At 60.4% G+C, this 23,562-nt stretch carries 15 protein-coding genes and 6 rRNA genes; 9 read left to right on the top strand and 12 right to left on the bottom strand.

Annotated elements, in window-relative coordinates; translation table 11 throughout:
* Positions 1 to 18: 18 nt before the first annotated feature.
* A complete protein-coding gene (locus tag ACZY1I_RS29450; protein ID WP_463760948.1) occupies positions 19 to 1,677 on the top strand; it encodes an adenylate/guanylate cyclase domain-containing protein in 1,659 nt (552 codons plus the stop codon).
* On the opposite strand, the gene ACZY1I_RS29445 is transcribed toward ACZY1I_RS29450, so the two are convergent.
* A complete protein-coding gene (locus ACZY1I_RS29445) occupies positions 1,620 to 2,888 on the bottom strand; it encodes an MFS transporter (protein ID WP_463760947.1) in 1,269 nt (422 codons plus the stop codon). The two genes, ACZY1I_RS29450 and ACZY1I_RS29445, sit on opposite strands and share 58 nt — an antisense overlap.
* Positions 2,889 to 2,977: 89 nt before the next feature.
* Between ACZY1I_RS29445 and ACZY1I_RS29440 the strand changes: the two genes are divergently transcribed.
* The 4 genes from ACZY1I_RS29440 (at position 2,978) to ACZY1I_RS29425 (ending at position 6,172) form a co-directional block, all read left to right on the top strand.
* A complete protein-coding gene (locus ACZY1I_RS29440; protein WP_463760946.1) occupies positions 2,978 to 3,874 on the top strand; it encodes a LysR family transcriptional regulator in 897 nt (298 codons plus the stop codon).
* On the top strand, positions 3,871 to 4,095 hold the full coding sequence (locus ACZY1I_RS29435) for a hypothetical protein (protein WP_463760945.1): 225 nt from the start codon (positions 3,871 to 3,873) through the stop codon (positions 4,093 to 4,095). Before ACZY1I_RS29440 ends, ACZY1I_RS29435 begins: the two co-directional genes overlap by 4 nt.
* 74 nt (positions 4,096 to 4,169) lie before the next feature.
* Positions 4,170 to 5,678, top strand: coding sequence for an AlkA N-terminal domain-containing protein (locus ACZY1I_RS29430; protein WP_463760944.1), 1,509 nt, complete (start codon positions 4,170 to 4,172; stop codon positions 5,676 to 5,678).
* The gene (locus tag ACZY1I_RS29425; protein ID WP_463760943.1) at positions 5,675 to 6,172 is read left to right on the top strand and encodes a methylated-DNA--[protein]-cysteine S-methyltransferase; all 498 of its coding nucleotides are present in this window, start codon (positions 5,675 to 5,677) and stop codon (positions 6,170 to 6,172) included. Before ACZY1I_RS29430 ends, ACZY1I_RS29425 begins: the two co-directional genes overlap by 4 nt.
* 55 nt (positions 6,173 to 6,227) lie before the next feature.
* On the opposite strand, the gene rrf (ACZY1I_RS29420) is transcribed toward ACZY1I_RS29425, so the two are convergent.
* The 4 genes from rrf (ACZY1I_RS29420) to ACZY1I_RS29405 form a co-directional block, all read right to left on the bottom strand.
* A 5S ribosomal RNA gene (rrf, locus tag ACZY1I_RS29420) occupies positions 6,228 to 6,341 on the bottom strand.
* Positions 6,342 to 6,438: 97 nt separating this feature from the next.
* A 23S ribosomal RNA gene (locus ACZY1I_RS29415) occupies positions 6,439 to 9,549 on the bottom strand.
* Between the two features lie 282 nt (positions 9,550 to 9,831).
* Positions 9,832 to 11,351: ribosomal RNA gene (locus tag ACZY1I_RS29410) — 16S ribosomal RNA — on the bottom strand.
* The 16S, 23S and 5S rRNA genes sit together here, the layout of an rRNA operon.
* Positions 11,352 to 11,804: 453 nt before the next feature.
* Positions 11,805 to 12,404: a TetR/AcrR family transcriptional regulator gene (locus ACZY1I_RS29405; RefSeq protein WP_463760942.1), complete on the bottom strand. Its 600-nt coding sequence runs from the start codon at positions 12,402 to 12,404 to the stop codon at positions 11,805 to 11,807.
* Between the two features lie 100 nt (positions 12,405 to 12,504).
* Here ACZY1I_RS29405 and ACZY1I_RS29400 point away from each other — a divergent pair, with 100 nt between their 5' ends.
* Genes ACZY1I_RS29400 through ACZY1I_RS29390 form a run of 3 tightly spaced genes read left to right on the top strand, consistent with a single transcriptional unit; the run spans position 12,505 to position 13,749 of the window.
* Positions 12,505 to 12,981 (top strand): DUF1772 domain-containing protein, encoded by a 477-nt coding sequence (locus tag ACZY1I_RS29400; RefSeq protein ID WP_463760941.1) that lies wholly within the window; start codon positions 12,505 to 12,507, stop codon positions 12,979 to 12,981.
* Between the two features lie 56 nt (positions 12,982 to 13,037).
* A complete protein-coding gene (locus ACZY1I_RS29395; protein ID WP_463760940.1) occupies positions 13,038 to 13,355 on the top strand; it encodes an NIPSNAP family protein in 318 nt (105 codons plus the stop codon).
* A gap of 19 nt (positions 13,356 to 13,374) precedes the next feature.
* On the top strand, positions 13,375 to 13,749 hold the full coding sequence (locus ACZY1I_RS29390) for a DUF4267 domain-containing protein (RefSeq protein ID WP_463760939.1): 375 nt from the start codon (positions 13,375 to 13,377) through the stop codon (positions 13,747 to 13,749).
* 112 nt (positions 13,750 to 13,861) lie between these two features.
* Here ACZY1I_RS29390 and rrf (ACZY1I_RS29385) read toward each other — a convergent pair.
* From rrf (ACZY1I_RS29385) to murA, 4 genes are all read right to left on the bottom strand, one after another.
* A 5S ribosomal RNA gene (gene rrf / locus ACZY1I_RS29385) occupies positions 13,862 to 13,975 on the bottom strand.
* A gap of 97 nt (positions 13,976 to 14,072) precedes the next feature.
* Positions 14,073 to 17,183: ribosomal RNA gene (locus tag ACZY1I_RS29380) — 23S ribosomal RNA — on the bottom strand.
* Between the two features lie 282 nt (positions 17,184 to 17,465).
* Positions 17,466 to 18,985 (bottom strand): 16S ribosomal RNA (locus ACZY1I_RS29375).
* Positions 18,986 to 19,297: 312 nt separating this feature from the next.
* A complete protein-coding gene (murA, locus tag ACZY1I_RS29370; RefSeq protein ID WP_463760938.1) occupies positions 19,298 to 20,551 on the bottom strand; it encodes a UDP-N-acetylglucosamine 1-carboxyvinyltransferase in 1,254 nt (417 codons plus the stop codon).
* Between the two features lie 92 nt (positions 20,552 to 20,643).
* On the opposite strand from murA, the gene ACZY1I_RS29365 reads away from it, so the two are divergent.
* On the top strand, positions 20,644 to 21,228 hold the full coding sequence (locus ACZY1I_RS29365; RefSeq protein WP_463760937.1) for a cob(I)yrinic acid a,c-diamide adenosyltransferase: 585 nt from the start codon (positions 20,644 to 20,646) through the stop codon (positions 21,226 to 21,228).
* 1 nt (position 21,229) lies between these two features.
* Here ACZY1I_RS29365 and ACZY1I_RS29360 read toward each other — a convergent pair whose 3' ends face one another.
* Genes ACZY1I_RS29360 through atpD form a run of 3 tightly spaced genes read right to left on the bottom strand, consistent with a single transcriptional unit; the run spans position 21,230 to position 23,550 of the window.
* A complete protein-coding gene (locus ACZY1I_RS29360; RefSeq protein WP_463760936.1) occupies positions 21,230 to 21,673 on the bottom strand; it encodes a DUF2550 domain-containing protein in 444 nt (147 codons plus the stop codon).
* Between the two features lie 8 nt (positions 21,674 to 21,681).
* Positions 21,682 to 22,047, bottom strand: coding sequence for a F0F1 ATP synthase subunit epsilon (locus ACZY1I_RS29355; RefSeq protein ID WP_463760935.1), 366 nt, complete (start codon positions 22,045 to 22,047; stop codon positions 21,682 to 21,684).
* Positions 22,048 to 22,095: 48 nt separating this feature from the next.
* Positions 22,096 to 23,550 (bottom strand): F0F1 ATP synthase subunit beta, encoded by a 1,455-nt coding sequence (gene atpD / locus ACZY1I_RS29350; RefSeq protein ID WP_463760934.1) that lies wholly within the window; start codon positions 23,548 to 23,550, stop codon positions 22,096 to 22,098.
* Positions 23,551 to 23,562 lie beyond the last annotated feature (12 nt).

Genomic DNA, 23,562 nt, shown 5'->3' with positions numbered 1-23,562 from the left:
AATTAGGCTGACGCCACCATGTCTGCCAATAAGGCTCCCAAGACGCCGCCGAGGAAGGCGCACAAAAGGACCTTTGCGCAGCGCCTGGGCCGGCTGCTGGAGAGACTCACCCACCAGAGCGGTCGCCCGGACACCCCGGCCTACGGTTCCTGGCTGCTCGGGCGCGTCTCGGAGAACCAGCATCGACGTCGGATACGCATCCAAATCATCCTGACCGTGCTGGTGGTCACCGCAAACTTGTTGGGTATCGCCGTCGCGCTGCTGCTGGTAATGGTCGCGATTCCCGAACCCAGCGTTTTCGACAGCCATTTATTGTGGCTGACCTTCGGCGTCGCGCCCGCATACATCGCGCTCGCTCTGGCGGTGGGCACGTATTGGATCACCCGAAGCACCGTGCTTTCTCTGCGCTGGGCCATCGAGGAACGCCCGCCAACCGCAGAAGACGAGCGCAACGCGTTCGTGGCGCCGTGGCGAGTCGCGATCGTCGACCTCATCCTCTGGGGAGTCGGCGCCGCGTTGTTGACGACGCTCTACGGCTTGGACGATCGGATATTCATCCCCCGCTTCCTGTTCGCGGTGACCATTTGCGGGGTGCTCGTCGCCACCGGCAGCTATCTGCTCACCGAATTCGCGCTGCGCCCGGTGGCCGCGCAGGCCCTCGAGGCGGGACCACCGCCGCGCCGGCTGGCCCCCGGGATCATGGGACGCACCTTGATGGTGTGGCTGCTGGGCTCAGGAGTGCCAGTGGTAGGTATCGCCCTGATCGCGATATTTCAGATTGCGCTGCACAACATGACCGAGACTCAGTTCGCGGTTGCGGTACTCATCGTGGCAAGCGCAACGCTGATCTTCGGTTTCGTCCTGATGTGGATTCTGTCCTGGCTGACCGCGACGCCGGTGCGAGTGGTGCGTGCCGCGCTCAAGCGCGTGGAAAAGGGCAATCTGCGCGGCGATCTGGTGGTATTCGACGGGACCGAACTCGGTGAGTTGCAGCGCGGATTCAACAAGATGGTCGACGGGTTGCGCGAGCGCGAGCGCGTCCGCGATTTGTTCGGTCGGCACGTCGGGCGCGAGGTTGCGCTGGCCGCCGAAAGGGAGAAGCCGAAGATGGGCGGCGAAGAACGCCACGTCGCGGTGGTGTTCATCGACATCGTCGGCTCGACAAAGTTGGTGACCAGCCGCAAACCCGCCGAGGTCGTCGAGCTGCTCAACCGCTTCTTCACCGTCGTCGTCGAGGAAGTGGACAACCATCGCGGGTTGGTCAACAAGTTCGAGGGTGACGCGTCGCTGGCCATCTTCGGAGCGCCCAATCGGCTGGAATGCCCCGAAGACGCGGCGCTGGGTGCCGCTCGGGCCATGGCGGACCGGTTGGCCAGCGAGATACCGGAGTGTCAGGCCGGCATCGGCGTTGCGGCCGGGCAAGTTGTCGCGGGCAACGTCGGCGCCAAAGAGCGCTTCGAGTACACCGTCATCGGCGGTCCGGTGAACGAAGCGGCACGGCTGTGCGAGCTGGCCAAGGATCATCCCGGGCGCTTGCTGGCGTCGTCGGACGCGCTGGCGGGTGCGAGCGAATCCGAAAGCAAGCGTTGGACTTTGGGAGACGAAGTGACGCTGCGCGGCTACGACGAGCCCACTCGGCTGGCCAGCCCGGCCGAGCCGGCCGAACCCAGCGAGTAGCGCTGCCGCGGCTCGGGCTGCGCGACCAACGACACCGCCAGTAACGCGGCCACCGACAGCAATGCGCCCACAAACGCGACCGTCGCCGACCAGCCGCCGACGCTGTAGGCCAAGCCACCGACTGCACCGGCGACGGATCCGCCCAGGTAATAGCTGAACAGATACAGCGCCGACGCCTCCGCGCGATTCCGCTTCGCCACCGCCCCCACCCAGCCACTGGCCACGGTGTGCGCGGCGAAGAACCCCGCCGTGAACACTCCGGTCCCGATGATGATGGTGATCAGCGAGTGCGGCGCGGTCAGCAGCAGCCCGGTCGCCGCGACCGGAAGTGCGGCGCCCAGCACGACTGCGCGTCCCCTGCGGTCGGCGAGTCGTCCCGCGACGGTCGACGTCACGGTGCCTGCCATGTACAGCAGGAAGATCAGGCCCACCGACGACGCCGCCAACCCGAACGGCGCGGCGGTCAGCCGGTAGCCGAGGTAGTTGTACACCGTGACGAATCCGCCCATCAGCGTGAAGCCCAAGCCGAAGAGTTTGAGCAGCAACGTGTTTCGTAGGTGACCGGCGATGTTGCGCGCGGTGACCCGCAACCCCAGGGGCATAGGTGTGAAGAACCGGGACCGTGGCACCAACACGGCGAAGCCGACCGTGCCGATCACCGTCATCAGCGAGCAAACCAGCATTGCCACACGCCAACTGCTGACATCGAGGACCAGCGACGGCATGATCCGTCCCACCAGACCGCCGATCGTGGTGCCGGCGATGTAGTTGCCCATCGCTGAACCGAGCGACGACGAGTGCACCTCCTCGGCCAGATACGCCATCGCCACCGCCGGTATCCCGGCCAGCGCAACACCGAGCAACGCGCGCCCGGCAAGCAGCACGCCCAGCGACGGACTGAACGGCAACAGCAACCCGATCACGCTGGAGACGACACCCGAACTCAGCATTACGGTGATACGTCCGTAGCGCTCCGAGAGCACGCTCGCCGGAATGATGCACAGCGCAAGCATTCCCGTGGTCAGCGAAACCGTCAGTGCCGCCGTGCCAGGGGAAATACGAAAGGCAGCCGACAAGCTCGGCAGCAGGGCCTGGGTGGAGTACATCGCGGCGAAGCTGGCCAGGCCCGCCCCATAAAGCGCCGACGTGACTCGCCGGTACTCGGCGCTACCCGCTCGGTGCCCACTGGCTGGCGGGGTCGGCTGATTCACTATGCCGACACTCCTCGCACCGGCGTGGAAACGGAAATGAATTAATATCGCAGATATGATGCAATCTGCGCATAAGTAGAGGTGGCGGGGTGCGAGACGACGACTATGAGTGGTTTGTCACACTCGCGGAACTCGAGCACGTCACCGAAGCCGCCGCGCAACTTCATCTGGCACAGCCGACCCTCACCCGGATGCTGGCCCGTTTGGAGCACCGACTGGGAGTCGCGCTGTTCGATCGCCAGGGAAAGCGGTTGTCGCTCAACGCATATGGCCGAATTTTTTCCGAGCACGCACGCCGGGCTCAGCAGGAACTCGATGCGGCCCGCCGCGCGATCGACGACCTGGCCGACCCCGCCGCGGGCGAGATCCGACTTGGCTTTCTGAGTTCATTCGGCTCAATCGTGCTGCCGCGCTTGATCGAACAATTCACGCAACGGTCGCCGCGGGTGACGTTCACGCTGCAGGAGGGTGCAGCGGAGGCGATCGGCGAACTGGTGGGATCCGGAATGGTCGACGTCGGGGTGGTCTCACCCCAGCCGCGGCAAGCTACGTTGGCCTGGCGCAGCCTGTTTCGTCAGCGCCTCGGCGTCGCCGTCGCCCACAGCCATCGACTCTCAAGCGCCGCAACGATATCGATGGATGAGCTGCGCGACGAACACTTCGTGACCATGCACCCCGGCTTCGGCATGCGAAGGCTGCTCGACGAACTCAGTGCCGCAGCGCAATTCCAGCCACGGATCGTGCTGGAATCGGCGAACCTGAACACCGCGGCGGGACTGGTGGCCGCGGGGTTGGGGATCAGCCTGATGCCCATTGACGACGGCGAGTGCGCACCCGGAGTCACCTTGTTGCCACTCGCCGAGGCCGACGCCTACCGTGACGTCGGGTTGATCTGGAACGCCGGGCGACCGTTGTCGCGCCCTGCTCGCGACTTCATCGATTCTGCCTGGTCACAGCAACTGCAGGCGCGTAGCTTTGCCCCATGAGCAGCGGATGGTGGATCTTCTGCGGCATTCTGGTGTTAGTGCTCGTGACCTGGGAGTGGGTGCACGATGCCAAGAAGCAGCGCTCCGATTACTGGGATGCCGACGGCAACCGCCGGCGCGGCGGCGGAGGTGACGGCGGCGGCTGCAGCGGCGGCGACGGTGACAGTGGATGCGGCGGCGGCCATGGCGGCTGCGGCGGCGGGTGCGGCGGCGGCCACTAGGGGTTCGGCGCACGCCGCACATTGATGTCGCTTTTCCGCCAGTCTTGTCGGCCAGCAGGTGTAACTGTTGAAGCGTGCATGAGGATTTCGACCGCTGTTACCGAGCGGTCCAGGCCAAGGACGCCCGGTTCGACGGCTGGTTCGTCACCGCGGTGCTGACAACCCGGATTTACTGCCGGCCCAGTTGCCCGGTCCGGCCGCCCTTCGCCCGGAACGTCCGGTTTCTCCCCACGGCAGCAGCCGCGCAGCGTGATGGCTTCCGGGCCTGCAAGCGTTGCCGTCCGGACGCGTCGCCCGGCTCACCCGAATGGAATGTGCGCGGCGACGTGGTCGCACGGGCAATGCGACTGATCGCCGACGGGGCGGTCGATCGCGAGGGCGTCACCGGTCTTGCCGCCCATCTCGGCTATACGGGCCGACAAGTGGAGCGGTTGCTGCAGGCCGAGGTCGGCGCCGGCCCGCTTGCCCTGGCTCGGGCGCAGCGGATGCAGAGCGCGCGGGTACTGATCGAGACCACCGACCTGCCATTCGGCGACGTGGCGTTTGCCGCCGGGTTCTCCAGCATCCGTCAGTTCAACGACACAGTGCGCCTGGTGTGCGACAGCACGCCCACCGCGTTGCGCAAGCGGGCGACTGCACGATTCGGATCCGAGCCCGGCGTGGCGGGGGTGATATCCCTGCGGTTGCCCGTTCGGATGCCATTCGCCTACGAAGGCGTGTTCGGGCACCTGGCGGCGACCGCGGTAGCGGGTTGCGAAGAGGTTCGCGACGGGGCATATCGGCGTACGTTGCGCCTCGCGTCGGGCAATGCTGTCGTGACGTTGACGCCGGCGCCCGACCACGTCCGCTGCCTGCTGGTACTCGACGACTTCCGCGACCTGGCGGCCGCCACAGCCCGCTGCCGGCGCCTGCTGGATCTCGACGCCGATCCGGAGGCGGTGGTGGAAGCACTCAGCTCGGACCCGGATCTGTGCCCGATCGTCGCCAAGGCCCCCGGTCAACGCATCCCCCGCACCGTCGACGAGGCCGAGATGGCCGTGCGCGCGGTCCTCGGTCAGCAGGTGTCGACCAAGGCCGCGGGTACCCATGCCGCCAGGTTGGTGGCTGCCTACGGACAACCGGTGACCGACTCCGCTGGTGCGTTGACCCACACCTTCCCGTCGGTCGAGCAGCTCGCCGAGATCGACCCCATCCATCTGGCCGTCCCCAAGTCACGCCAACGGACGATGCGCGCGCTGATAAGCGGCCTCGCCGACGGCTCTGTCACCCTTGATGCCGGATGCGACTGGGCTCGAGCACGTCAACAGTTGTTGGCACTACCGGGGATCGGTCCCTGGACCGCTGAGGTGATCGCCATGCGCGCCTTGGGCGATCCGGACGCATTCCCGGCAAGCGACCTCGGCCTGCGCTTGGCCGCCAAGCAGCTTGGCCTTCCCATGCAAGAGAAAGAGCTCACCGCGCACAGCGCCCGCTGGCGCCCCTGGCGCTCGTACGCAACCCAGCATCTCTGGACCACCCTCGAACATTCGGTCAACCAATGGCCGCCGGGAACGCCGGCCCACTCTCCGAAGGAGATCGCATGACGAGTTATCGCACTATCGACAGCCCCATCGGACTGCTGACCCTGGCCGGCACAGCTGGAACGCTGACGAATTTGCGCATGGTCGATCAGACGTACGAGCCCAGTCGCATCGGCTGGATGGAAGACAGCAGTGGATTCGCCGAAGCGGTCAAGCAGTTGGACGCTTATTTCGCGGGCGATCTGATCGACTTCGACCTGACGCTGGAAATGCACGGCACTGACTTTCAGAGACGGGTCTGGAAGGCACTTATGACCATTCCTTACGGAGAAACCCGCTCTTACGGAGAAATCGCCGAGCAGATCGGATCGCCAGGCTCGGCGCGTGCGGTCGGATTGGCCAACGGCCATAATCCCATCGCAATTATCGTTCCGTGCCATCGGGTCATAGGGGCCAGCGGAAAGCTGACCGGATACGGCGGCGGACTGGACCGCAAACAAACGCTCTTGGATTTGGAGAAGAAGCGGATGCCGGCGGACCTGACATTGTTCGACTAGGCCCCGTCCGTGAATGCAAAAACACCCCCACGTTGGTGGGGGTGTTTTTGTGTGTGTTCGGCGGTGTCCTACTTTTCCACCCGAGAAGGGCAGTATCATCGGCGCTGACAGGCTTAGCTTCCGGGTTCGGGATGGGACCGGGCGTTTCCCTGTCGCTGTGGCCGCCGTAACTCTATTTAAATTTGTGTTGATGGGGGGTGTGGTGCGCGACATTCCTGCTATTGCGGGTTTGTCGGGAATAGATAGTGGTTGCGTTTTCTTTGAATGTTGGTAAGTTTTCGGCCGGTTAGTGCCAGTCCCCTGCGCTCATTACTGAGCTTCCAGGTCTGGCCTATCAATCCAGTGTTCTGCTGGGGGCCTTATCCCTCCTAGAGGGTGAGAAACCTGATCTTGGAGAAGGTTTCCCGCTTAGATGCTTTCAGCGGTTATCCTGTCCGAACGTAGCTATCCAGCGGTGCCCCTGGTGGGACAACTGGTGCACTAGAGGTTCGTCCGTCCCGGTCCTCTCGTACTAGGGACAGGTTTCCTCAAGTTTCTGACGCGCGCGGCGGATAGAGACCGAACTGTCTCACGACGTTCTAAACCCAGCTCGCGTGCCGCTTTAATGGGCGAACAGCCCAACCCTTGGGACCTGCTCCAGCCCCAGGATGCGACGAGCCGACATCGAGGTGCCAAACCATCCCGTCGATATGGACTCTTGGGGAAGATCAGCCTGTTATCCCCGGGGTACCTTTTATCCGTTGAGCGACACCCCTTCCACTCAGAGGTGCCGGATCACTAATCCCGACTTTCGTCCCTGCTTGACTTGTAAGTCTCGCAGTCAAGCTCCCTTGTGCATTTACACTCAACACCTGATTGCCGTCCAGGTTGAGGGAACCTTTGGGCGCCTCCGTTACATTTTAGGAGGCAACCGCCCCAGTTAAACTACCCACCAGGCACTGTCCGTGAACCGGATATACGGTTCGACGTTAGGTGTCCAATACGATCAGAGTGGTATTTCAACAACGACTCCGCCCTAACTAGCGTTAAGGTTTCACAGTCTCCCACCTATCCTACACAAACCGTACCGAACAACAATACCAAGCTATAGTGAAGGTCCCGGGGTCTTTTCGTCCTGCCGCGCGTAACGAGCATCTTTACTCGTAGTGCAATTTCGCCGAGTCTATGGTTGAGACAGTTGAGAAGTCGTTACGCCATTCGTGCAGGTCGGAACTTACCCGACAAGGAATTTCGCTACCTTAGGATGGTTATAGTTACCACCGCCGTTTACTGGGGCTTAAATTCTCCGCTTCACCCTTGCGAGTTAACGGGTCCTCTTAACCTTCCAGCACCGGGCAGGCGTCAGTCCGTATACATCGTCTTGCGACTTCGCACGGACCTGTGTTTTTAGTAAACAGTCGCTTCTCACTGGTTTCTGCGACCGGCGTCCGCTCCCACCGAAAAGGTGTTCACGACATGCCGGCCCCCCTTCTCCCGAAGTTACGGGGGTATTTTGCCGAGTTCCTTAACCATAGTTATCTCGTACGCCTTGGTATTCTCTACCTGACCACCTGTGTTGGTTTGGGGTACGGGCCGTGTGTGAACTCGCTAGAGGCTTTTCTTGGCAGCAGAGGATCACCGAATTCGCCTCAATCGGCTATGCGTCACCTCTCAGGATTAATGAGCGACGGATTTACCTATCGCTCTCCCTACGGGCTTGCCCCAGTATTACCACTGACTGGTACGGCTACCTTCCTGCGTCACCCCGTCGCTTGACTACTACCAACTGGGGTCCCACGCAGCCGATCACCGTCTCACCCCGAAGGGATTGATCAGCGACCATTTGGGTGGTTAGCACAATTGATTCATCACGGGCGCGCACACACGGGTACGGGAATATCAACCCGTTGTCCATCGACTACGCCTGTCGGCCTCGCCTTAGGTCCCGACTCACCCTGGGCGGACTGGCCTGGCCCAGGAACCCTTGGTCTTTCGGCGGGCAAGGTTCTCACTTGCCTATTCGCTACTCATGCCTGCATTCTCACTCCCCCACCCTCCACCATCCATTACCAGATGGCTTCGCTGAATGAGGGACGCTCCCCTACCCACACCTACAAAAGTAGATGTGCCGCGGCTTCGGCGGTGTGCTTGAGCCCCGCTACATTATCGGCGCACAATCACTTGACCAGTGAGCTATTACGCACTCTTTCAAGGGTGGCTGCTTCTAAGCCAACCTCCTGGTTGTCTCTGCGACTGCACATCCTTTTCCACTTAGCACACGCTTGGGGGCCTTAGCCGGCGATCTGGGCTGTTTCCCTTTCGACGTACGGAGCTTATCCCCCGCCGTCTCACTGCCACGCTTGACACCACGGCATTCGGAGTTTGGCTGACGTCAGTAACCTAGTAGGGCCCATCGGCCATCCAGTAGCTCTACCTCCGTGGTGAACCACGCAACGCTGCACCTAAATGCATTTCGGGGAGAACCAGCTATCACGGAGTTTGATTGGCCTTTCACCCCTACCCACAGCTCATCCCCTCAGTCTTCAACCTAAGTGGGTTCGGGCCTCCACGCGGTCTTACCCGCGCTTCACCCTGGCCATGGGTAGATCACTCCGCTTCGGGTCCAGAACATGCCACTACACCCCATACGGGGATACGCCCTATTCAGACTCGCTTTCGCTGCGGCTACCCCTCACGGGTTAACCTCGCGACATGTCCCTGACTCGCAGGCTCATTCTTCAAAAGGCACGCCATCACCCCACCAAGGAGGCTCTGACGGATTGTAGGCGCACGGTTTCAGGTACTATTTCACTCCCCTCCCGGGGTACTTTTCACCATTCCCTCACGGTACTAATCCGCTATCGGTCATCGAGAAGTATTTAGGCTTACCGGGTGGTCCCGGCAGATTCACAGCAAATTCCACGGGCTCGCTGCTACTCGGGAGATTGATCAAGGCAGGCGCCGAGTTTTCGCGTACCGGGCTCTCACCGTCTATGGCGGACCATCCCAGGCCACTTCCGCTAACTACGACACTTTTTGACTGCCCCTCAGCCAGGTAGAACTGAGAAGATCATTCCCACAACCCCGCACACACAACCCCTACCCGGTATCGCATGCATGCGGTTTAGCCATTTTCCGCGTTCGCTCGCCACTACTAGCGGAATCACAATTGTTTTCTCTTCCTACGGGTACTGAGATGTTTCACTTCCCCGCGTTCCCCCCCGCACCCTATATATTCAGGTACGGGTAACACGACATCACTCGTGCTGGGTTTCCCCATTCGGAAATCCTCGGATCAACGCTCGGTTGACAGCTCCCCGAGGCATATCGCAGCCTCCCACGTCCTTCATCGGCTCTCGATGCCAAGGCATCCACCATGCGCCCTTAGACACTTACAAACACTACAAAAACCAAAGAATAAAATTGCACAAAAAGAACACGCCACCGCGAACGGCGACGCATACATTTTGATGCTCGCAACCACTATCCAGTTCTCAAACACCACACCCCACCACCAAGATGGTGGGACAACAACCGGTGACATCCCGAGTGTTGCCTCAGGACCCAATAGTGTGTCTGGCTTCGCTTGTTGTTGTGCACCCGGCTCCCGTCCACTACAGACGAAAACCCCGCACGGCTTGCACCCCACCAATTGGGATGCTTTTCGTGGTGCTCCTTAGAAAGGAGGTGATCCAGCCGCACCTTCCGGTACGGCTACCTTGTTACGACTTCGTCCCAATCGCCGATCCCACCTTCGACAGCTCCCTCCCACAAGGGGTTAGGCCACTGGCTTCGGGTGTTACCGACTTTCATGACGTGACGGGCGGTGTGTACAAGGCCCGGGAACGTATTCACCGCAGCGTTGCTGATCTGCGATTACTAGCGACTCCGACTTCACGGGGTCGAGTTGCAGACCCCGATCCGAACTGAGACCGGCTTTAAAAGGATTCGCTAAGCCTCGCGGCATCGCAGCCCTTTGTACCGGCCATTGTAGCATGTGTGAAGCCCTGGACATAAGGGGCATGATGACTTGACGTCATCCCCACCTTCCTCCGAGTTGACCCCGGCAGTCTCTCACGAGTCCCCGGCATTACCCGCTGGCAACATGAGACAAGGGTTGCGCTCGTTGCGGGACTTAACCCAACATCTCACGACACGAGCTGACGACAGCCATGCACCACCTGCACACAGGCCACAAGGGAAACGACATCTCTGCCGTCGTCCTGTGCATGTCAAACCCAGGTAAGGTTCTTCGCGTTGCATCGAATTAATCCACATGCTCCGCCGCTTGTGCGGGCCCCCGTCAATTTCTTTGAGTTTTAGCCTTGCGGCCGTACTCCCCAGGCGGGGTACTTAATGCGTTAGCTACGGCACGGATCCCAAGGAAGGAAACCCACACCTAGTACCCACCGTTTACGGCGTGGACTACCAGGGTATCTAATCCTGTTCGCTCCCCACGCTTTCGCTCCTCAGCGTCAGTTACTGCCCAGAGACCCGCCTTCGCCACCGGTGTTCCTCCTGATATCTGCGCATTCCACCGCTACACCAGGAATTCCAGTCTCCCCTGCAGTACTCAAGTCTGCCCGTATCGCCCGCACGCTCACAGTTAAGCCGTGAGATTTCACGAACAACGCGACAAACCACCTACGAGCTCTTTACGCCCAGTAATTCCGGACAACGCTCGCACCCTACGTATTACCGCGGCTGCTGGCACGTAGTTGGCCGGTGCTTCTTCTGCAGGTACCGTCACTTTCGCTTCGTCCCTGCTGAAAGAGGTTTACAACCCGAAGGCCGTCATCCCCCACGCGGCGTCGCTGCATCAGGCTTTCGCCCATTGTGCAATATTCCCCACTGCTGCCTCCCGTAGGAGTCTGGGCCGTATCTCAGTCCCAGTGTGGCCGGACACCCTCTCAGGCCGGCTACCCGTCGTCGCCTTGGTAGGCCATCACCCCACCAACAAGCTGATAGGCCGCGGGCCCATCCCACACCGCAAAAGCTTTCCACCACAAAACATGCGTTAAGTGGTCCTATTCGGTATTAGACCCAGTTTCCCAGGCTTATCCCGATGTGCAGGGCAGATTACCCACGTGTTACTCACCCGTTCGCCACTCGTGTACCCCGAAGGGCCTTACCGTTCGACTTGCATGTGTTAAGCACGCCGCCAGCGTTCGTCCTGAGCCAGAATCAAACTCTCCAAACAAAAACCCCTCGCAAACGAGGCGAATTCGAATCAGAAATATCTGATCTAACAAAAAGACACCAAAAACTGGCATCCAAAAATGATGACTACACCCACACACGGGGGTGCACGAATGTAGTCGAAAAAACAACAACAAACAAAAACACCAAACACACTATTGAGTTCTCAAACAACACTTGTTACTTCACGTTGCCTTGCTTTCGGGCAACCTCGCCAGCTTATTACGGCTTTGGCTTGAAAGTCAAGTCCCAATTTTCTCGTCCTGTGGACGGTCGTTTTGGGGCAACCCTGCCAGCCTAGTCTTGCTCTGGCTGGACTGTCAATCCTCAAGTTTCAGACCCAGTTCAAGCGGGTCGTCGACTCGCAACGTTGCGGATTCGACAACTATACCCTGCAAATGTTCGGTCCAACGACAGTGCCTGCCCGCCAGGGCTTTTCGGATGCGCTTAACTCCTAGCGCAGTGTCTCTGACCTGCTGATGAACTGATCGACAAGCAGCCGAAGACGGTCCGAATCGTAGCCGGGGCGCAGCCGGCCGGCCCGGTCGAGGGTGACCAGTCCGTGCAGTGCGGCCCAGAACACCTCGGTGAGCGTATCCACGTTCTGCTGGCCGGCGACGAGACCGACGGCTTGGTTCAGCTCGGCAAAGGCCGTCGTCAGCTGGCGCGGTGTGTCCTCGGTGGCGAAGCGCAAGTTGGTGGCGCGGGTGAACATGGCGTCGTACACCGCGGGGTTGTCGCGGGCGAACTCGAGATAGGCCCGGGCGATCCCGGCCAGGGCATCCCCTGCCATGCCGGCTTCGCCGGCGCCGGGCCGGACGGCCCGGAGGACATCGGCAAGTTCACCGAACCCGTCGATCGCGATGGCATCAGCGATTTGTTCCATGCCGGCGAAGTGCTTGTACAAGACGGGCTGGCTGTATTCGATCTCGGTGGACAGCCGACGGGTTGTTACCGCATCCCAGCCCTCGGCCTCGGCCAGCTTGCGTGCGGTCGTGATGATCAGCTGTCGACGGGCGGATCGCTCACGCTCGCGGCGATCCTCTATTGCCATAGCCGGAAGATATCATGGCTAGTGCTGCTAGCACTGCTATTGCCATGCCAGCGAATCAGGGTTAGCGTTGCTAGCAGTTGCACCGGAGGGAGTTGGGGACATGGGCTTGAACCAGATCACACATGCCGCCGCGGTGGCGGGGGTGCTAGGCACCGCGGTCGTCTACGGCACCGATGTGTTTTGCGCGATCGCGCTGCGGCCGGCTCTGGCGTTGGTCGACGACCGCGCCCTGGTCGCGGTGACCGGAAGCGTGCATCGCTACGGAGATCGGCGAATGCCGGTACCCGGAGTGCTCGGAATCGTCGCCGCCGCGGCGAGCGCAGTGCTGGCGACGGTCACCGCACATTGGGTGCAGGCCGGCGCAGCGGTCGCCGCACTGGTTCTGCTGCTGGTCTGGCTTGTGCTCTACCTGACGGTGAGCGCACCAATCAATCGGCAACTCACTGCAGCGGCAGACTCCGGCCAGCCACTACCGAACGGCCGCGCGTTGCAGGCTAGGTGGGAGCGAATCATCGACGCCCGCGCGATCCTGCAAGGTCTGGCAGTGGCCGCCCTCTGCGTGGTGCTGATGGTCTGACACTCCCCACGGATGCAGACCAGCGCTGATCACTACCTCGAGGAAGGGAGCCTTCGATGCTTCAGCTCAGGATCTACACCCTGCGATCGCCCGAAGCTCTGCAGCAGTATGCGACGGTGCACTGGGTCCGCCACCTGGAAACGCTCACGACGTTCAATGTCGCCACCCTCGGTGTCTGGACCGAGCGAACCAGCGGCGCGAATCGACTCTTCGCGCTGATCCGCTACCCGTTCGGAGCCGATCCCGAGCAACTCACGCGGCAGATCATGACCAGCCCAGAATTCGCCGCCGATATGGCCGGCTTCGATGTCGACGAGATCCTCGACGTTCAGTCGGCATTGCTTGACCCGGCATCGTTCTCACCCATCCGCTGAAACCACAGGAGCGCTCGACATGACCGCCACCGCCTACACGCTCGCCGGACTCATCGCCGCAGGCATCATCTTCATCGGCGCACGATTTCTCGTCGCGCCGCGCGCCGCCGCCGCCGGCTACGGGGTGCAGCCAGACCTCGGCCAGCCGTTCGCCGGCGCCTACTTGAGCGTCAAAGGCGTCCGCGATATCGCCTCCGGGCTGATCGTCTTCATCCTGATGGCCGCGGGTGCGACCCACCTACTCGGCTGGGTGGTACTCGCCGCCACGATCATCCCGCTGGCCGACGCGCTCATCGTGCGCAGCAACGGCGGCCCCAAGTCAATCGCCCTGGGGGTGCACGGCCTCACCGCGGTCGTCATGTTGGTCACTTCTGCGCTGCTGCTCATTCGATGACCGCACTGCGAGAATCCGTGTGCGCAATTTGTCCGTGTGATTTCAGTCGTGAATGCAAACGCACCGTGAAATGCAAAAACACCCCCACGTTGGTGGGGGTGTTTTTGTGTGTGTTCGGCGGTGTCCTACTTTTCCACCCGAGAAGGGCAGTATCATCGGCGCTGACAGGCTTAGCTTCCGGGTTCGGGATGGGACCGGGCGTTTCCCTGTCGCTGTGGCCGCCGTAACTCTATTTAAATTTGTGTTGATGGGGGGTGTGGTGCGCGACATTCCTGCTATTGCGGGTTTGTCGGGAATAGATAGTGGTTGCGTTTTCTTTGAATGTTGGTAAGTTTTCGGCCGGTTAGTGCCAGTCCCCTGCGCTCATTACTGAGCTTCCAGGTCTGGCCTATCAATCCAGTGTTCTGCTGGGGGCCTTATCCCTCCTAGAGGGTGAGAAACCTGATCTTGGAGAAGGTTTCCCGCTTAGATGCTTTCAGCGGTTATCCTGTCCGAACGTAGCTATCCAGCGGTGCCCCTGGTGGGACAACTGGTGCACTAGAGGTTCGTCCGTCCCGGTCCTCTCGTACTAGGGACAGGTTTCCTCAAGTTTCTGACGCGCGCGGCGGATAGAGACCGAACTGTCTCACGACGTTCTAAACCCAGCTCGCGTGCCGCTTTAATGGGCGAACAGCCCAACCCTTGGGACCTGCTCCAGCCCCAGGATGCGACGAGCCGACATCGAGGTGCCAAACCATCCCGTCGATATGGACTCTTGGGGAAGATCAGCCTGTTATCCCCGGGGTACCTTTTATCCGTTGAGCGACACCCCTTCCACTCAGAGGTGCCGGATCACTAATCCCGACTTTCGTCCCTGCTTGACTTGTAAGTCTCGCAGTCAAGCTCCCTTGTGCATTTACACTCAACACCTGATTGCCGTCCAGGTTGAGGGAACCTTTGGGCGCCTCCGTTACATTTTAGGAGGCAACCGCCCCAGTTAAACTACCCACCAGGCACTGTCCGTGAACCGGATATACGGTTCGACGTTAGGTGTCCAATACGATCAGAGTGGTATTTCAACAACGACTCCGCCCTAACTAGCGTTAAGGTTTCACAGTCTCCCACCTATCCTACACAAACCGTACCGAACAACAATACCAAGCTATAGTGAAGGTCCCGGGGTCTTTTCGTCCTGCCGCGCGTAACGAGCATCTTTACTCGTAGTGCAATTTCGCCGAGTCTATGGTTGAGACAGTTGAGAAGTCGTTACGCCATTCGTGCAGGTCGGAACTTACCCGACAAGGAATTTCGCTACCTTAGGATGGTTATAGTTACCACCGCCGTTTACTGGGGCTTAAATTCTCCGCTTCACCCTTGCGAGTTAACGGGTCCTCTTAACCTTCCAGCACCGGGCAGGCGTCAGTCCGTATACATCGTCTTGCGACTTCGCACGGACCTGTGTTTTTAGTAAACAGTCGCTTCTCACTGGTTTCTGCGACCGGCGTCCGCTCCCACCGAAAAGGTGTTCACGACATGCCGGCCCCCCTTCTCCCGAAGTTACGGGGGTATTTTGCCGAGTTCCTTAACCATAGTTATCTCGTACGCCTTGGTATTCTCTACCTGACCACCTGTGTTGGTTTGGGGTACGGGCCGTGTGTGAACTCGCTAGAGGCTTTTCTTGGCAGCAGAGGATCACCGAATTCGCCTCAATCGGCTATGCGTCACCTCTCAGGATTAATGAGCGACGGATTTACCTATCGCTCTCCCTACGGGCTTGCCCCAGTATTACCACTGACTGGTACGGCTACCTTCCTGCGTCACCCCGTCGCTTGACTACTACCAACTGGGGTCCCACGCAGCCGATCACCGTCTCACCCCGAAGGGATTGATCAGCGACCATTTGGGTGGTTAGCACAATTGATTCATCACGGGCGCGCACACACGGGTACGGGAATATCAACCCGTTGTCCATCGACTACGCCTGTCGGCCTCGCCTTAGGTCCCGACTCACCCTGGGCGGACTGGCCTGGCCCAGGAACCCTTGGTCTTTCGGCGGGCAAGGTTCTCACTTGCCTATTCGCTACTCATGCCTGCATTCTCACTCCCCCACCCTCCACCATCCATTACCAGATGGCTTCGCTGAATGAGGGACGCTCCCCTACCCACACCTACAAAAGTAGATGTGCCGCGGCTTCGGCGGTGTGCTTGAGCCCCGCTACATTATCGGCGCACAATCACTTGACCAGTGAGCTATTACGCACTCTTTCAAGGGTGGCTGCTTCTAAGCCAACCTCCTGGTTGTCTCTGCGACTGCACATCCTTTTCCACTTAGCACACGCTTGGGGGCCTTAGCCGGCGATCTGGGCTGTTTCCCTTTCGACGTACGGAGCTTATCCCCCGCCGTCTCACTGCCACGCTTGACACCACGGCATTCGGAGTTTGGCTGACGTCAGTAACCTAGTAGGGCCCATCGGCCATCCAGTAGCTCTACCTCCGTGGTGAACCACGCAACGCTGCACCTAAATGCATTTCGGGGAGAACCAGCTATCACGGAGTTTGATTGGCCTTTCACCCCTACCCACAGCTCATCCCCTCAGTCTTCAACCTAAGTGGGTTCGGGCCTCCACGCGGTCTTACCCGCGCTTCACCCTGGCCATGGGTAGATCACTCCGCTTCGGGTCCAGAACATGCCACTACACCCCATACGGGGATACGCCCTATTCAGACTCGCTTTCGCTGCGGCTACCCCTCACGGGTTAACCTCGCGACATGTCCCTGACTCGCAGGCTCATTCTTCAAAAGGCACGCCATCACCCCACCAAGGAGGCTCTGACGGATTGTAGGCGCACGGTTTCAGGTACTATTTCACTCCCCTCCCGGGGTACTTTTCACCATTCCCTCACGGTACTAATCCGCTATCGGTCATCGAGAAGTATTTAGGCTTACCGGGTGGTCCCGGCAGATTCACAGCAAATTCCACGGGCTCGCTGCTACTCGGGAGATTGATCAAGGCAGGCGCCGAGTTTTCGCGTACCGGGCTCTCACCGTCTATGGCGGACCATCCCAGGCCACTTCCGCTAACTACGACACTTTTTGACTGCCCCTCAGCCAGGTAGAACTGAGAAGATCATTCCCACAACCCCGCACACACAACCCCTACCCGGTATCGCATGCATGCGGTTTAGCCATTTTCCGCGTTCGCTCGCCACTACTAGCGGAATCACAATTGTTTTCTCTTCCTACGGGTACTGAGATGTTTCACTTCCCCGCGTTCCCCCCCGCACCCTATATATTCAGGTACGGGTAACACGACATCACTCGTGCTGGGTTTCCCCATTCGGAAATCCTCGGATCAACGCTCGGTTGACAGCTCCCCGAGGCATATCGCAGCCTCCCACGTCCTTCATCGGCTCTCGATGCCAAGGCATCCACCATGCGCCCTTAGACACTTACAAACACTACAAAAACCAAAGAATAAAATTGCACAAAAAGAACACGCCACCGCGAACGGCGACGCATACATTTTGATGCTCGCAACCACTATCCAGTTCTCAAACACCACACCCCACCACCAAGATGGTGGGACAACAACCGGTGACATCCCGAGTGTTGCCTCAGGACCCAATAGTGTGTCTGGCTTCGCTTGTTGTTGTGCACCCGGCTCCCGTCCACTACAGACGAAAACCCCGCACGGCTTGCACCCCACCAATTGGGATGCTTTTCGTGGTGCTCCTTAGAAAGGAGGTGATCCAGCCGCACCTTCCGGTACGGCTACCTTGTTACGACTTCGTCCCAATCGCCGATCCCACCTTCGACAGCTCCCTCCCACAAGGGGTTAGGCCACTGGCTTCGGGTGTTACCGACTTTCATGACGTGACGGGCGGTGTGTACAAGGCCCGGGAACGTATTCACCGCAGCGTTGCTGATCTGCGATTACTAGCGACTCCGACTTCACGGGGTCGAGTTGCAGACCCCGATCCGAACTGAGACCGGCTTTAAAAGGATTCGCTAAGCCTCGCGGCATCGCAGCCCTTTGTACCGGCCATTGTAGCATGTGTGAAGCCCTGGACATAAGGGGCATGATGACTTGACGTCATCCCCACCTTCCTCCGAGTTGACCCCGGCAGTCTCTCACGAGTCCCCGGCATTACCCGCTGGCAACATGAGACAAGGGTTGCGCTCGTTGCGGGACTTAACCCAACATCTCACGACACGAGCTGACGACAGCCATGCACCACCTGCACACAGGCCACAAGGGAAACGACATCTCTGCCGTCGTCCTGTGCATGTCAAACCCAGGTAAGGTTCTTCGCGTTGCATCGAATTAATCCACATGCTCCGCCGCTTGTGCGGGCCCCCGTCAATTTCTTTGAGTTTTAGCCTTGCGGCCGTACTCCCCAGGCGGGGTACTTAATGCGTTAGCTACGGCACGGATCCCAAGGAAGGAAACCCACACCTAGTACCCACCGTTTACGGCGTGGACTACCAGGGTATCTAATCCTGTTCGCTCCCCACGCTTTCGCTCCTCAGCGTCAGTTACTGCCCAGAGACCCGCCTTCGCCACCGGTGTTCCTCCTGATATCTGCGCATTCCACCGCTACACCAGGAATTCCAGTCTCCCCTGCAGTACTCAAGTCTGCCCGTATCGCCCGCACGCTCACAGTTAAGCCGTGAGATTTCACGAACAACGCGACAAACCACCTACGAGCTCTTTACGCCCAGTAATTCCGGACAACGCTCGCACCCTACGTATTACCGCGGCTGCTGGCACGTAGTTGGCCGGTGCTTCTTCTGCAGGTACCGTCACTTTCGCTTCGTCCCTGCTGAAAGAGGTTTACAACCCGAAGGCCGTCATCCCCCACGCGGCGTCGCTGCATCAGGCTTTCGCCCATTGTGCAATATTCCCCACTGCTGCCTCCCGTAGGAGTCTGGGCCGTATCTCAGTCCCAGTGTGGCCGGACACCCTCTCAGGCCGGCTACCCGTCGTCGCCTTGGTAGGCCATCACCCCACCAACAAGCTGATAGGCCGCGGGCCCATCCCACACCGCAAAAGCTTTCCACCACAAAACATGCGTTAAGTGGTCCTATTCGGTATTAGACCCAGTTTCCCAGGCTTATCCCGATGTGCAGGGCAGATTACCCACGTGTTACTCACCCGTTCGCCACTCGTGTACCCCGAAGGGCCTTACCGTTCGACTTGCATGTGTTAAGCACGCCGCCAGCGTTCGTCCTGAGCCAGAATCAAACTCTCCAAACAAAAACCCCTCGCAAACGAGGCGAATTCGAATCAGAAATATCTGATCTAACAAAAAGACACCAAAAACTGGCATCCAAAAATGATGACTACACCCACACACGGGGGTGCACGAATGTAGTCGAAAAAACAACAACAAACAAAAACACCAAACACACTATTGAGTTCTCAAACAACACTTGTTACTTCGATTTGCCCTAATTTGGGGCAACCCTACCAGCATAATTTAATTTCTGGCTTGGTGTCAAGCTCCGGTTTCAATCTGCTCCAGATTTCTCTGGGAGTCTGATCGCGCCTGATGGGCTCTGACTCGGGTTACTGTACCCGCTCGATCTCCGCTCCCAAAATCGCCAGGTTCTCAACGAACAACGGATAGCCGCGATCGATGTGAAAAACGTCGTGGACCTCGGTGTCTCCGTCCGCGACCAACCCCGCGAGCACCAGGCCGGCGCCGGCCCGGATGTCCGAACACCACACCGGCGCGCTCGACAACTGGGGCAGACCACGCAATACAGCGTGGTGTCCGTCGGTGCGGGCGTCGGCCCCGAGCCGGATCATCTCCTCGACGAACCGGAACCTCGCCTCGAAAACATTCTCGGTGATCATCGAGGTGCCATCGGCGATGGACGCCAGCGCGATCGCCATTGGCTGCAGGTCGGTCGGGAACCCGGGATACGGCAACGTGGCTACGTTGACAGCCTTCGGCCGGTCGTATTGAGCAATCCGGAAACTGTCCTCGGTTTGCGTGACGGTGGCACCCGCATCGTGCAACTTGTGCAGCACCACCTGCATGTGGGACGGATCTATCCCGGTCACCGTGATATCGCCGCGGGTCATCGCGGCGGCGATCCCCCAGGTAGCCGCAACGATGCGGTCACCGATGACGCGATGCTCGGTGGGATGTAGCCGCGGAACTCCGGTGATGGTCATCGTCGGGGATCCCGCGCCCTCGACCTTCGCGCCCATCTGGTTCAGCATCGTGCACAGATCGACCACGTCGGGTTCGCGCGCCGCATTGTGGATGGTGGTGACGCCTTCGGCCAGCACGGCAGCCATCAGAATGTTCTCGGTAGCTCCCACGGAAGGGAACTCCAACTGAATCTCCGCGCCGCGCAACGTGTCTGCGTGGGCCACCACGCAACCGTGCTCGATATTGCAGGTGGCGCCCAGTTGCCGCAGGCCCGCCTGGTGCATGTCGAGCGGCCGCGAACCGATCGCGTCACCGCCCGGGAGCGCCACTCTGGCCTTCTTGCAGCGGCCGACCAGCGGCCCTAAAACACAGACCGATGCCCGGAATTGGCGCACCGCCGCGAAGTCGGCATCGTATTTCGGTTCGTCGGGCGAGGTGATCCGGGCGACATCACCGTCGAGTTCGACGGTGGCACCCAAACCACGCAGCACCTCGGCCATCAACGGGACGTCCAGAATGTCCGGACAGTTGGTGATCGTGCTGGTGCCCTCGGCCAGCAAAGTGGCGGCCATCAGCTTGAGCACACTGTTCTTGGCGCCTCCAACGGCGACTACACCCGACAACCGGCTACCACCAGTCACCACGAATCGCTCCGCCACCCGCGTCAGTCTAGTGATGCGGTATCGCCTTGTCAGTCGGCCGACCCCCAACGAATCTCGCGCCGCTCATCGGACCCGGTAGCGTCTTGCTCATGGCAGTCCATCTGACCCGCATCTATACCCGGACCGGCGACGACGGCACTACCGGTTTGAGCGATTTCTCACGCGTCGCAAAGACCGACACCCGACTGGTGGCCTACGCGGATTGCGACGAGGCCAACTCGGCGATCGGCGTTGCCGTCGCACTAGGCGCTCCGAGTGATCAGATCGCCGAGGTGCTCCGCCAGATCCAGAACGACTTGTTCGACGCCGGAGCGGACCTCTCGACTCCTGTCGTCGAGAATCCCGAGCATCCCCCGTTGCGTATCACCCAGCCCTACATCGATCGTCTCGAGGGATGGTGCGACGACTTCAACGAAAGCCTGCCGGCGCTGAATTCCTTTGTGCTGCCAGGTGGTACGCCGTTGTCGGCACTCTTGCACGTCGCCCGCACGGTGGCGCGACGCGCCGAACGATCGGCGTGGGCCGCGGTCGACGAGTATTCGGACGGCGTCAGCGTATTGCCGGCCAAGTACCTCAACCGACTTTCGGATCTGCTCTTCATCCTGTCACGGGTGGCCAATCCCGACGGGGACGTGCTCTGGCAACCCGGTGGCGCCAAGAAAGGCCCCGAGTAGTTCAGACGCTGCGGCGTCGGGCCCGCGGTGACGGCCGCGATTCCAGCCACGACTGAAACGCGGTCAAAGCGCCTCTGTCCAAGGCGATTTCGTAGCCCAACCGTCGTTCCTGGGTGGTGTCACGAAGTTCCAGCACCACGATCTCGTGAGTCATGATGTCGAATTCGTCGCCCCGTGGCGCACGCCGGGCAACGACCTCCACGCCGCGTCGACTCAGCCGGCGATCGGGCCACAGCCGCAGGCTGGACAGCCGGTAGTACTCGGCCTCGCCGCCTCGGTAGCGAATCATGCCGTGCCGCCAGCCATGGCCACCGACAGCCGGGATATCCCGCATGATGGCCGCGGTACCACCCTGGCGCAGCTTCCACAGGCGGTAACTCAAGGCGAGGACGGCTGCCCCCAGCAGGATGATGAGCACGACCATGCCGACCATGGGCGCGCTCATCTTAGGAACTAATCTAGCGCGCCGAGGGCGCGCAGCCTCGCGCGACCCTTGGCAGCGATCTTGGGATCGTCGGATTCGGAATCCTGCCTGGCGGAGCTTTCGTCGATGTCCTTCTCGAACTCCGCAGATTCGGCGAGGACGCTGACGCCCTCTTCAGTCACCGTCAGAAAGCCACCATCCACCGCGATCCGCAGGTCGTCTTCGCCTTCTCGCTCGACACGCACCATCGCGTCGTCGACCAGTTGCGCCACCAGTGGGATGTGATGGGGCAGAATCCCGATCTCCCCAGCGGTGGTACGAGTGAAGAGGAATGTAGCTTCGCCCGACCAGATCTCACGGTCGACGGCGACAATCTGAACGTTCAGTTCGGACATGTCACCCCACCTTCCGGTGCTTCTTCAAGCCCGCCCGGGCGGACTGCATCACAGCTTGACGCCGAAGGTCTCGGCCTTCTTGGCCAAGTCGTCGAGTCCGCCGATCAGGAAGAACGCCTGCTCGGGCACGTGGTCGAAATCGCCCTTGGCAAGCCTGTCGAAGGATTCGATGGTCTCCTTCACCGGGACCGTCGAACCAGGCTGACCGGTGAACTGCTCGGCCGCCATCATGTTCTGGGACAGGAAACGCTCGATGCGGCGGGCCCGGTTGACCAACTGCTTGTCCTCTTCGGACAGTTCGTCGATACCCAGAATTGCGATGATGTCCTGAAGGTCCTTGTAGCGCTGCAGGATTCGGATAACTTCCTGCGCCACCCGGTAGTGCTCGTCGCCGACGACACTGGGGTCGAGGATGGTTGAGCTGGAGGCCAGCGGGTCCACCGCGGGGAAGATGCCCTTGGAGAACACCGAACGCGACAACTCCGTAGTGGCGTCGAGGTGAGCGAACGTGGTCGCCGGCGCCGGGTCGGTGTAGTCGTCGGCGGGCACATACACGGCCTGCATGGAGGTAATCGACTTGCCTCGTGTCGAGGTGATGCGCTCCTGCAGTTCACCCATCTCGTCGGCCAGCGTGGGCTGGTAGCCCACCGCGGACGGCATACGTCCGAGCAGCGTGGATACCTCCGAGCCGGCCTGGGTGAACCGGAAGATGTTGTCGATGAACAGCAGCACGTCCTGGCCGGCCTCGTCGCGGAACCACTCCGCCATGGTCAGCGCGGACAGCGCGACCCGCATACGGGTGCCGGGCGGCTCGTCCATCTGACCGAACACCAGAGCGGTGTCCTTGAGCACGTCGGCTTCCTTCAGTTCGACCCAGAGGTCGTTGCCCTCACGGGTACGCTCCCCCACGCCGGCGAAAACCGAAGTGCCACCGAAGTTTCGGGCAATACGGTTGATCATCTCCTGGATCAGCACGGTCTTGCCGACGCCGGCACCACCGAACAGTGCGATCTTGCCACCACGCACGTAGGGAGTCAGCAGGTCGACGACCTTGAGGCCGGTCTCCAGCATCTCGGTACGGGGTTCGAGGTCTTCGAATTTCGGCGGCTTGCGGTGAATCGACCAGTGCTCGAAGTCTTCTCCGTAGCCGGGCTTGTCGAGACAGACGCCGAGTGCGTTGAAGACGTGGCCCTTCACCTTCTCCCCGACCGGCACCGAGATCGAGTTGCCGGTGTCGGTGACCTCGGTGCCGCGCACCAGGCCATCGGTGGGCTGCATCGAGATCGCCCGGACCAGGTTGTCACCAAGGTGCTGCGCGACCTCCAGCGTCAGAGTCTTCTTGAGTGACTCGAACGGGATGTCGGCGTGCAGCGCGTTGAACAGGTCTGGGACGGAACCCCGGGGAAACTCGATGTCGACGACAGGACCGGTGATCCGAACCACTCGGCCGTTGGTGTCGGAGCTTGCCGACTTCTTCTCAGTCGTTTCTGATGTAGCAGCCATCTACTCTTTCGC

The organism is Mycobacterium sp. IDUB_37 (assembly GCF_055419245.1).
This window is presented reverse-complemented; position numbering and strand designations above follow the sequence as displayed.